This is a genomic window from Prevotella communis (assembly GCF_022024115.1).
Taxonomy (GTDB): Bacteria; Bacteroidota; Bacteroidia; order Bacteroidales; family Bacteroidaceae; genus Prevotella; species Prevotella communis.
In genome coordinates, this window is record NZ_CP091792.1 from 3,383,444 (window position 1) to 3,396,022 (window position 12,579).

Annotated in this window: 5 protein-coding genes; 2 read left to right on the top strand and 3 right to left on the bottom strand. The window is 47.4% G+C overall.

Annotated elements, in window-relative coordinates; translation table 11 throughout:
• Window positions 1-2: 2 nt before the first annotated feature.
• The 3 genes from L6468_RS13925 to L6468_RS13935 all read right to left on the bottom strand — a co-directional run bounded on the left by L6468_RS13925 (window position 3) and on the right by L6468_RS13935 (window position 7,381).
• Window positions 3-2,699: a family 43 glycosylhydrolase gene (locus tag L6468_RS13925; RefSeq protein ID WP_237793658.1), complete on the bottom strand. Its 2,697-nt coding sequence runs from the start codon at window positions 2,697-2,699 to the stop codon at window positions 3-5.
• Window positions 2,696-4,867, bottom strand: coding sequence for a DUF6055 domain-containing protein (locus tag L6468_RS13930; protein ID WP_237793659.1), 2,172 nt, complete (start codon window positions 4,865-4,867; stop codon window positions 2,696-2,698). Before L6468_RS13930 ends, L6468_RS13925 begins: the two co-directional genes overlap by 4 nt.
• Before the next feature lie 69 nt (window positions 4,868-4,936).
• Window positions 4,937-7,381: a DUF4859 domain-containing protein gene (locus L6468_RS13935; RefSeq protein WP_237793660.1), complete on the bottom strand. Its 2,445-nt coding sequence runs from the start codon at window positions 7,379-7,381 to the stop codon at window positions 4,937-4,939.
• 303 nt (window positions 7,382-7,684) lie between these two features.
• Here L6468_RS13935 and L6468_RS13940 point away from each other — a divergent pair, with 303 nt between their 5' ends.
• A complete protein-coding gene (locus tag L6468_RS13940; protein WP_237793661.1) occupies window positions 7,685-11,527 on the top strand; it encodes a hybrid sensor histidine kinase/response regulator transcription factor in 3,843 nt (1,280 codons plus the stop codon).
• Window positions 11,528-11,562: 35 nt separating this feature from the next.
• Window positions 11,563-12,546: a M28 family peptidase gene (locus tag L6468_RS13945; RefSeq protein ID WP_237793662.1), complete on the top strand. Its 984-nt coding sequence runs from the start codon at window positions 11,563-11,565 to the stop codon at window positions 12,544-12,546.
• Window positions 12,547-12,579: the final 33 nt, after the last annotated feature.

Here is a 12,579-nt window from a genome sequence, read left to right on the forward strand (position 1 = left end):
ATCTATTGGTAGATGATGAAGTCACTAAGTGTAGCCCAAGAATAGTTTTCGGAATAGGTGGTCTGGTAAACGCCAACAGACAATTTCTTCGTTTTTACTTCAATCGGCGAACCTGGCATGTTATTCCATGTCACACCGTCCTTACTGGTACGTGCGAAGAGCAAATCTCCACGACGTTCAAACTGCATGACAGGGTCAAAGTCGTAACCCTTGGAGTTGGGGAACTGCGGACGACCATGAGGACTCAGTACCGTAAGCATATTACCACAGTTATAGAGCGGAAAAGCACCCAACTGGTAGTAAGTATTACCATTGGCAACGAGTAATCCCACTTCGTTGTAACCTTTTACGCTATGCTGACTCAGACCTTCCATATCATTGACGCGTGTCATCACGACGAAGTCGCCCTCTAACTCTTTATAGACAGTACCACCATGACTAAGTGGAGCCTGATTGAAGTCTGCACTTTGGGTGCTGAGTTTGAAGGTCTCCTTCTTCTCAAATACAGGTTTCATCAGCGGTGAGAGCGTGAACTTGCTGTCAGGATCGGCCTCCTCAAAATCATCATCGCCCAAGGAGGGAATAGCCGACAGTTTCGTTTTGTCATAGAGTTCCATCACCTCTTCGGCTGTCGTAGCCTTAGGAGAAATGGTCAGCATACTGATATACCCCATAAAATTATTAGCCCCTGAGCCATCGGCACCAATCGTGATATGTCCCTCCGGACGGATCATCAGAAAGTTATTCTGCTCACGAGCCAATTCACCATTCAGATAAACACGTTCTTTCCAGCCGTCGAAAGTAATAGTCCAGAACTGCCACTTTCCTTCGCCCTCCTTAATCTGCTGAGGCAGACCGCAACTTTCGAACGAGCCATTATGATTGATAAGGCCCGTCTGAGGATCTGACCCCAAGCGAAATTCGGTAGTGGCAAGGTCGGCACGCGAAGTAGTAAGCGATGCGACGGTAGAGACGGGGCCTACCTTGGTACTTAACGTCCAGGCAGATATCGTATAAGGAGCATTATAACGATAAGTTGTCGGTAAAAACGCATCACTTGTCAGACGTTGTGTGCCATTGAAGAAAAGTGCCCAACGACCGTCTTTCACCCTGACACGAATAGGCTTGTTAGCCTTGAAGGACTGTACTTCCGTTACATCAAAGGGGGCTTTATGTCCTTCTGACAGCAGGGAAGCATCGAGCGTGAAAGAAGCAAACTGACGTTCAGATGTCTCTACGTCTTTCTGATGCATTCCTGGGTAATCATCATTACCTGCAACATTGATGTCAGGTAAAGCTGGAGCCTTCTTCCATATCTTTACGTTCCAGATAGCTGGCATGTGCCCGTTTTTCTGTGTGTCGGTGATAGTAATGCACACATAACGAGCCTTGCACTTGCCCGTATCAATCATGGGTGAACCCTGCATGGTATTGTTGGTGCGGTCAGCATAGAGCAACCATGACTTGCCATCAACAGAAGTCTCTATCTTATATTGATAGAAGAAAGTGGCATATTCAAACTGCGTCCATATCTCAGAGAATTTCTGCACCTTACCCAAGTCTATCTGCAACCACTCGTCCTGATGCAGTCCCCTACCCCAGTTGGTGTTGGCAGCTTTCCAAAGCGTGGCATTATTGTCGTCTACAGCATGTTCTGGCTTAAACCACTCATCGTAATAAGAGGACGCTGTGACTGCAATAGGTTTGAGGTCTGACGTTTGAGGTTTGAGATGTAAGGGTGACAGATGCGTAGGCACCACGGGCAAAATGTTTCCCTTATCATCAAACTTCATCTCATCGATACATATCTGTCGATTGAAGCCATGAACGCTGCGAGGCAGGTTATGACGATGATAGACAATAAAGTATTTGCCATCCTTCTCCAGGATACTATGGTGACCAGGACCATGAACCGTCTGGTCAGCATTAGTCTTGAGGATACAACCTTTATATTCATACGGTCCCATCGGACCTACTGTAGAAGTAGCATACTGCACACGATAGGTATCATCATGACATGAGCCACTGCTATAGGTAAAATAGTACACGCCGTCTTTCTTAAAGACATAAGGTGCCTCAAAGAAATCGGTAATCTCCGTATTGGGAATCAACTTCTTCTCTGCAAAAGATTTGAGATCTCCGTTCAGTCGGGCCACACCACAACCAAAACCTTTATATATGCCCCATGTACCGAAATAGAGATAAGTAGAACCGTCATCATCCACAAAGGTCTGACCATCCAACGTAATCGCATTATGAACAAAACGGTCGGGCACGAGTACGGCATCTGTCTTTCCTAACACGTTTTTCCAAGGCCCAATAGGAGAATCGCCTACACCCTCGTGAAGCACACATGGTTCACAGTAGAAGTAACGATAGGTGCCATCTGGAGCCTGCATCACATCTGGGGCCCAAACCACTTCCGTTGTAGGCCAGTTCATGATGATGTTCTTCCAATTCACGAAATCCATACTCACCCATACCTGAGCCGGTCCATAACCATTACCCGTACCGTCGGTGGTAGCATAGAGATAATAGGTATCGCCAAACTTACGAATAGTTGGGTCAGCGAAATAACCTGGAATAAACGGATTGCCCGCACCTGGTGCGTTCCAGAGCGGGCTTTCCTTTTGTTGTGCCTGCAGAGGCTGCGAGAGCGTAACTGCATACAGCACAACGGTGATGAATCTTCTTATCATTTATTATTTACAACAACTTTACGTCCATTGATAATATTCAATCCCTTCTGAGGCTTAGAGAGCCTACGACCCTGCAGATCGTAATATTGGTCAACTTTCAACTTTCCATTTTCAACTTGTGTGATGCCCAATGTACGTGGGTCAGTATACTCAACACTGGCCAACTCAGCCCCATAGTCACTGCTTGTCACATGGACGCGGAAGATGAAGCGGGCCATTGCCTCCTTGTCGGCACTCTGTTTATAACGCAGAATCTGACCGATGGTGTAATCATTTCCGATAGTCAGTCGATTAGGATATTGTCCTACGTTAAATGAAAGAGCTGTAGGCGAGAACTCACTATAAAGATAAGCGCTGCTACCATAATCAGTGGCACCACCTGACGCATTAAACCAGTGACCATAGCCATTGGCTGTACTACCACGGTTCACACGTGCCTGCGACTTTGGATTCATGGGATAAAACATCACCTTACCTTCCGAAGGACCACTGGAAGTCCACGCCTGCATCTTGTCTGCGATGTCAGAGGCATTCATCTGGAAAGCAGTACCCAGCATAGCCTGTGCCTTACCAGAAACGTTGACAGTCACAGCGTCATAAGAGTTCAAACGGGGCAGATTTACATCATAAGTAAAAGTGATATCGGCCACATCACGATCATCGATTGTAGAAGCCACATAGACCTGAGCCTTCGAACCCAGTTCAGCACCCTCCAGACGGAAACGGTAAGGCCACATATCATCATTGTCTGCCTTTTCATCCCATTTATGTTGGATATAGCTCTTGGGGGCTGGTACCACGACGAGCCACATCTGCTTCACATTCTCGGGAACAGTCATACTCACCTCACAGGTCTTCTGTGTTTGTCCCTCGCAATACACGGAGTCTGCATTGAAATACTGACGCGTGCCGTCATTCATCAATGCCACATAGCCCAAGCGGAAACCACGATCTTTATAGTTTGAAGCACTCACATACGAGGTGCGCGAGGTCTTACCCCACTGCGTTTCACCTGTCATCATCTCAGCAGGATCGCCTGCAGCCAGTTTGGAATACCTTGCCAAGGCCGTGAAATGCGTTGTCACCTTTGTACCTGCGGCAGGAACAGTCAATGGGATAATATTAAAGCCTGAAGCCTGAGGCACAGAGGCCAGAGCCACCTGATATGCAGTATCACCCACCAGGACGCAACGGTAATCGAAATCACCAATATAGTTCTTTCCGTAGGAACGACATGCGTCAATATCCCATGTAGCACAACGAGCGGCATAATCATAATAAAGGCGGAACAGTCCAGTAGCATCCAGCCCTTTCAGTTTCATCAGCGCCTGATTGAAATCAGTTCCATTACCCCTGCTCTGACCTGTCATAGGCTGATTCCATACCTGAGCAACAGTCGTAATATCATTGTAATACTGGCACAGATAATAATGGAACCAATATGACTGATAGCGATGCCACTCGTGCGAGAAGGCATAGTTATGAGAACGACGGAACACGCCGATACTCTGGTCAAACATCAATTCCGGATATGACTGGGCAGCCTGCCATTGAGCTGTCTGTTCCCAGATAGCCTGACCATTGCCGCACGCCAAGTGGAAACCCGTATTATCAGTATTGGAATCCTGATGCCCGCTATGTTCGGCATAGCACATATAATGGAAAGAGTGTCCCACCTCATGAGCCACAGAATGACCTACGGGCTTACAGGTAGCAGAGTTCAGCCATAAGGCAGAGATGACGAAATCGTAGCCACCACCGTAGCAGGCCCAGTCGCCAGGTTTTGAATAGTTCATGAGCACCATCATCTTATACTTGCTGTGGTTGCTCTTCACTGGGTCAACAAAGCCCAGTTTGTTGATTTCCAAATCGTAGAAAGCCTCACATTTATTCAAAAGGTCAGGTATATCTACGTAATTCCAATCGCTAGTAGCCAGTTCGTTGGGCTTCTTATTGCCGTAGTTCTTATCCCAGAAGATAATCACGTTATCACTCTCCACAGAGCGACTTTTCGACCAAGTGTACTTATTATCCGGATCGCTCTCCTTGTAGAGCAGCGAGTCAGATGGCCACGGATTACGCCATTCATTAGGGATATAGACGGTCTTCTGTGCGAAAGCAACAGAAGCCAATGTCATCAGGAAAACTAATGTAGTAAATTTTTTCATTTTGCATTTTAATTGAATCCACCTCGCTATAAAACGAGGTGGATTCCTTAATTATTGTCTATCGATGGCTTACTTAACCATATATTTACGTCCGTTCTGGATGTACAGACCACGCTGTGTCTTCACCACCTTACGACCCTGCAGATCATAAACGGCTGACAGAGATGTATGAGGTACTGTACGATTCTCTGTAATGCCAGTAAAGACTGTCTCTGAAACAAACTTCACGTTGAGGACATAGCGTTTGCCTTCTATAAGGAAGCAGACAGTACCTATTGCACTATAGTCGTCAGCAACGTCTGCTGTAGCATAGGTTGTCACTTTAACAGACTTGCCATCTTCATTCAATTCTGCCTCAAAGAACATAAACGGATCTTCTATTACACAAGCACCACTATTCGTGAATGCCAGACCATCATATAAAGACACGCCAGAACCATAAGTTCCATCAGCAGTAATGCCGTGCAAATATTGTCCATTAGCTAATGCATCCAAGGTAATATCAAAAGCTTGGAGAACATCTGACAGATCGATTGTTGCAGAAGCACCTTCGTCATCAGCTGACACTGGCAATACAATATCCTCTGAGCCTACCTCCTCGATTTCTACGACAGACTCCACAATGCTATAGGTGAAGTTGAAGGTCACCATCTTACCATTTTCCTCGTTGACCAGGAAGAGCGGGAAGCGGAACACATCGCCAAGGTTAATGCTGTTTTCATACTGCATCAGTGCGAAATGTCCTGAAGGCTGAGAGATAGACACACCTACACGTGCATTAGCACTCCATCCGATATTATGGCCCTCGCCATCCATCCAGAAGCCTGGACTCTCAGTAATAGAATAGCTCTTAGAATATTTAGCATTACCCTCTTTCTCTGTTCCGTCTTCATTTAGTGGAGCCAGTGCATAGAGCACCCAATCGCTGGTTCCAAGCTGCTGCTCAACCCATGCCTCAGGAATCTCTACGCCCGATGTCCATTTGTATGCTACAGGCACCTGTTGGATTTCTATCAGACGCTGGGCTACACTCTCAAAGACGACATCACCCTGTTTTGGTGCAACAATCACCAAATCAACATTCAGCTGATAATACTTACTGCCAGCAACGAAATAAAGAGTGGCACGAGCAGAGTCGCCAATATTCATATGTCCAGGATACTGACCAACACCGAACTTTGAGTAGTCATCAGCCTTTGGCGTGACATAGAACATGGCATCATTACCCCAATTAACCACCTTTCCTTCCATGCTGACCCAGTAGCCTACACCTTCCTGATTCTTACCAGTAGCAAAGTCGATTTCACTGTCAAGCATATAGAAGTCATCAATCTCTCCAACTTGACAACCTAAGGCATTGACCATAGTCTCAATATCAATAGAGAAATTCTTGGTGTCATAACTCTCCGCAGGTTCCATTTCCACTCTTATCGTATTCTCACCTGCCTTCTCATAATCTTCCAGGGTTCCTACCTTTACTTCAGGCAGAATCAGGTTATAACGAATCTTGATGGCCTTGTCACCATATACAATATAGATATCAGCAAAATAGGTATTACCACCCTTCAGTTTATTAGGCATCTGGCCGATATTACAAGAAAGGATACCAGTCTCAGTATCGAAGGCGAAAGCTTCTGCATAGAAGCAATCATCACCATCATAAGCAAAACGTCCACATTCGAAAGTAGGATTACCCTCGGCATCGCTGAAATTGCGCAACCAGAAGCCAGGGGCACCTGCTGATGATTCGTTAGTCAAAGAGTCACTCATCTGAGCACCCATCACAGCATCCTCTGTTACATAGGCAATCTTTGCAAAGAGCAACTGGCTTAACTCATCTTTCAGTAAATCTCCGCTGACACCAAGCTTTGTGAGAGCCTCCGTAAGATCTACTTCCACCTTATCTGCATCATAGCCAGAACGAGGTTTCTGTGTTACATCCTTCGTGATTTCTTCCACGATGGTGAGCTTACCCCATGCCAATTCCGGCTCAGGTATATCAACAGCTGGCTTCTCAATGATATTAATGGTAATTTCCAAGGTAGCTTCCTTGTCGCCCAACTTCAACACGAACTTAGGCTTGAATGTATCGCCTACAGCGCATTGACCAGGGAACTGACCAATCATAACAGAAAACTTTCCATCTTCATTCTCAGCGGATGTCCAACTGATGGTATTAAACCAGCGCAGGCCACTATTATCATCACTCCAAGCCTGAGGGAGACCTTCTGCATTTACCCAGAAGCCACCTTTGCCGCCTTGTGTATAATTGTCACTCAGACCTTCCGCTGTAGTCAGGAAGAACATATTAGCATCGGTACTACCCTCTGCCGTCCAGGAATTAAGTGCAGCAACAAGTGTGGTTGTATCAGTCTCCAATGCCTGTGCCACATCCGTCAACTTAAAATCTACAGCTTTCTCTTTACCCCATTCGGTAGCTGCATACGGTTCATAGGTTGCCGTCAACTGCGCCTGCGCTGTCATTCCAGCCAAAAGGCAAACAACGACTGCCATCAGTTTTTTAAAATGAGTAGTAATCATACCATCTAAGAAATTAGTTAGTTCGTTAATAATATAGTTTATGAAATCTTTGTTCTCGAATTCAAATTCACGGGCAAAGATACATTTATTTTTCATTCAACAATGCAAAAAAAGTATTAAATTAAGGGATTTGGACAATATTTACATCATTTGGATGATATTGTCAGACCTCATAATTAAAAAAAGCGAATACTATAATATTTGACACACTTTTATTTGCACAGACACTGGAAAAGTATTACTTTTGCACGGCTAATGCTAAAAACGATGAAACCAATGTTACGAAAATTACCCTTTGTCCTTGTCTTTATTCTTTGTTCCCTTACCAATAGTTGGGGCGGGAATGATTTCCAGTATCGGCATATCGGCATGGAGGATGGACTGACTTCCAATACCGTACGTCATATTACTCAGGACAAATATGGATACATATGGTTTGGCACTGACAACGGCCTCTGCCGTTACGATGGTATCAAAGTGCAGCCCTACCGTATAGCTGAAAACAAGAGTAATCAGTATATCACCGCCTTGCTCCCTATTGACGAGGGTCTCCTTGTTGGCACCGAGGGTGGCGTCTTCCTACTCAGATACGACACTGATGGCTTTGAACGTCTGCCTATCAATATTCATTCTGCAGTCACCTCCCTGTCATTAGACAAAGAAGGCAATCTCTGGATGTCAACCAACCAGCAAGGCATCTGGTGCTACGCTATTAACAGCGACAAGAAGGAAGTTCGTCATTACGATTTCCTTCAGACGAATGGGTATGTGTCACAGGTTTTTGCTGACAATGCCAATCAGATATGGGCTGTCACCAACTGGGGAAGCTATGGTGTGAGCCGCCTGAACCGGTTGCATGCGAAATTCGAGCGAATATCCTTCAATTCACCCGTCCCTTACAATTCCCTATGCATGTTGCAGACCCATGACGGACGCCTATGGCTTGGCACCTGGCAAAATGGTCTTATGCTCATGCATAACGACGGCCATCTGGAACAAATGCTTCCCGAAGGTAGTGCCACCCATATCCATACGCTTTTCGAACGCCCCGACAATACCATCTGTATTGGTTGTGACGACGGACTGATCTGCTTCAATCCCAACACCCGTCAATGGAACCGCCTGTGGCAACAGCAGTCACAGCGAGACCGCTTTGTATATGCCATCACCAACGACAACGAAGGAGGCCTCTGGATAGGCACATTCTATGGAGGCGTCAATTATGTGTCACCCATAGGCAAGCGGTTTGACAGTTTTACTACGGACAACGGACTGAGAGGTAACGTTATCTCCCGTTTCTGCGAAGATCACGAAGGAAACGTGTGGGTGGCCAGTGACGATGGTGGTATTATGTGCTATTCACCCAAGCAACAGGCATTCATCGACTATCCCCACCAGGACGAACTGAGCACGGTCAATGCCCATGCCCTTGCCCTAAAGGGCTCAGACTTATGGATTGGCACTTATACCAGAGGTGTCTATGTCTTAAACACCACCACAGGTCAGCTGCGCCACTATGACTATAACCAACTGAGAGATGCCAGTTCCTATGCCATCTGCCATGACAGCAAGGGGCGCACATGGGTTGCCACAATGGAAGGATTCAACCTCTATCTCCCTGAGGCCGACAATTTCCAGCATATTGGTTCCACCAATGCCCTTGCCATTGACATCGACGAGGACGACAAGCACCGTATATGGCTGTCTACCCAGGGAGCGGGCATGTGGTGCTATTCACCCGATAGCAAGGAGTTTAAGCAGTATCTCCACGATGAGGACGACAAGTACTCACTACCCAGTAACCAGGTAAACTGCACGATGATAGATGCCAGTGGACGTCTTTGGATAGGAACGCTGGAAGGTCTTTGCTATTACGATATAGCCAAGAAACAGTTCAACAGGGTAGAGCTATCGGTAGAGACTGGTAATGTGATGAGTATCATTGAAGACCAAGGCGCATTATGGCTGTCTACTGAGCGCGGCATCGTGAAATACGAGCCTCAGAACCTAAACCCCAAATCTGCGGTTTCGGACCTCAACTGCCAGCGTTTCACACGCCACGACGGACTGGTCTGCGAACAGTTTCAACCTAATGCCGGCATCAAGACCAGTGACGGACGCATCTTCTTTGGTGCGGTGAACGGCTTCAACGCCTTCTTCCCTTATCAAATCAAGGCCAACCGTACGATACCTCCTGTCTATATCACGGCTCAGGAGGCACACAACCAGATGATCTTCTCATTCGTGGCACTCAGCTACTGTTCACCTGAAAAGAACCAGTATGCCTATATGCTCGAAGGATATGACAAAGAGTGGAACTACGTAGGCAACCAGACACGCGCCACCTATGCCAACCTGCCTGCAGGTACCTATACCTTCCGTGTGAAAGCCACCAATAATGATGGTATATGGAGCGATAAAGAGGCAACCATCACGATTGTTGTACCACCTCCCTTCTGGTGGACATGGTATGCCAAACTCTTCTATCTCCTGTTGATTGGATTCATTATCTGGTATTACGTTCACGTCCGGCTGAAGCGAGCCGAGAAGCGTCATAAGTACGAGATGCAGCGCCTACAGGAGCAGAAAGAGAAAGAAGCACGCGAGGCCCGCCTGAACTTCTTCACGATGGTGGCCCACGAGATACGCACGCCAGTATCACTCATCATCGGACCATTGGAGAAGATGAAGACCGACAATGAGGAACTGCGTATCATTGACCGTAATGCACACCGTCTGCTGGAACTTGTCAACCAGCTACTTGACTTCCGCAAGGCTGAGCAGCACATGATAGTAAGTGATTTCAAGCCACGGAATATCAACGCGTTGCTCCATGCCGTCTGCGAACGTTTCGAGCCCACCTTCCTGCAAAACGGCCGACAGTTCAAGGTGAATTACCCTGATGAGCACTTCACGGCCATCGTCGATGGAGAGGCCATCACCAAGGTGGTCAGCAACCTGCTCACCAATGCCAATAAATACAGTAAGAAGAATGTCACGGTAAGCTGTGTCGTTGAGCCCGACGAGGAACATTTCCGTCTCATCGTCAGCGACGACGGCGTGGGCATACGTGAGGAAGACCGCCAGCGTATCTTCGAACCTTTCTTCCAGGCCCAGGACAACAAGCCAGGCACTGGTATCGGCCTCAACATTGTGAAGCATATCGTAGATCTGCATCATGGTACTATCAGCGTTGACTCAGAAGTAGGACAAGGCTCCACCTTTACCATCTGCCTGCCTGTCAGTCAGGAGGTAACAGAGAACGGAGAGTTGAAAACGGAGAACGGAGAACGGAGAACGGAGAGGTATGATTACACTCAGGACGGACATTCTAATCAGACCTCTCAGTCCTCAACTCCCAGCTCTCAACTTCCCCGTCTCCTCATCGTCGACGATTCCGAGGATATGCTGGAATTCCTCAGCAGCAGTTTCAGTCAGCAGTATCAGGTCACGACAGCCCACGATGGTATTGAAGCACTCGACCTGCTGTCCAAACATGAATACGACCTCATTATCAGCGACTGGATGATGCCCCGTATGGATGGTGCAACCTTCTGCAAACAGGTACGTAGCAATCCCCTTACCAGTCATATCCCCCTCATTATGCTCACGGCCAAGACCGACGAACAGTCGAAGGTGGAAGGAATGGACGTCGGTGCTGATGCCTACATCGAGAAACCCTTCTCGCTGCAGTATCTTGAGGCCTGCATCCGCAATATCATTGCCATGCGCAGAAAACTCATTGAGAAGTTCTCCAGTGAACCCACAGCCCCTATCACCGAGATTGCCAGCAACCCCACCGATGATAAATTCCTGAAGCAGATGACCCAGATTATCGAGGAGAATATTGCCAATAGCGACTTGTCGGTGAACCTCCTGGCCGAACAGCTTGGCATCAGTCGCAGCGGTCTCTTCGCCAAGATAAAGACCCTGGCAGATGTTACGCCCAACGAGATGATACAGATCATACGTCTGAAGCGGGCAGCCCAACTGCTCCAGGAAGGTAAATACCTGGTCAGCGAGGTGGGTTATATGGTAGGTTTCTCAAATCCCTCCTACTTCACCAAGTGCTTCCAGAAGCAATTTGGCATCAAACCAGGCGACTATATCAAAAAATAGTTGTACCTTTGCAGAAACTTTTTTGAACAGGAAAAATGAAACAAGTATATATACTTATGGCCGTAGCCATGCTGCTGACTGCCTGTGGAGGCGGAAAGAAAACGATGTCAGAAACAGAAAAGCCCGTAGGACCGCAGTTCTCTGCCGACTCCGCTTATACCTTCTGTCAGCAGCAATGCGACTTCGGTCCTCGCACAATGAACAGTGAGGCTCACGAACAGTGTGGGCAATGGATTGTTGAGAAGTTCCAGGGCTACGGCATGGATGTGACTGAACAGCGAGCCACACTTAAAGGTTTCGACGGCACTCCCCTTCAGAGCAATAATATCATTGCACGCTATCAGCCAGAAAAAGAGCAGCGTATCATGCTCTGTGCCCACTGGGACAGTCGTCCCTGGGCTGACAACGACCCAGACGAGGCCAACCATACAAAACCTGTGATGGCTGCTAATGATGGCGCCAGCGGTGTTGGCGTGATGTTAGAGATAGCCCGTCTGCTTCAGGCAGACACCTGTCAGTTGCCCATAGGCATCGATTTTGTATGCTTTGACGCTGAGGACTGGGGCAGTCACGACGACAACGACTCTTGGGCGCTGGGCGCACAATACTGGTCAAAACAATTTAAATCTCAAACCTCAAATCTCAAACCTCAAACCTACCGCTATGGCATCCTCCTTGACATGGTAGGCGGGCAAGGTGCCCGTTTCTATCAGGAAGGCTATTCGAAGTATTATGCCAACCACGTGGTGAAGCGTGTATGGAAGGCAGCAGCTATCGCAGGCTTCAGCAGTTATTTCCCACAGGAAGACGGTGGCGGCATTACCGATGACCACGTACCCGTGAATGAAGTGGCAAAGATTCCCTGCATTGATATCATCAACTACTACCCCGACTGCGAAGAGAGTAGCTTTGGCCCCACATGGCATACCGTTATCGACGATATGGACCACCTGGACCGCAACACGCTCAAAGCCGTCGGTCAAACCCTGATACAAGTACTTTACACGGAAAAAGACTAACGTCTTAACTCCTTTAACTCCTTGACTCCTTTA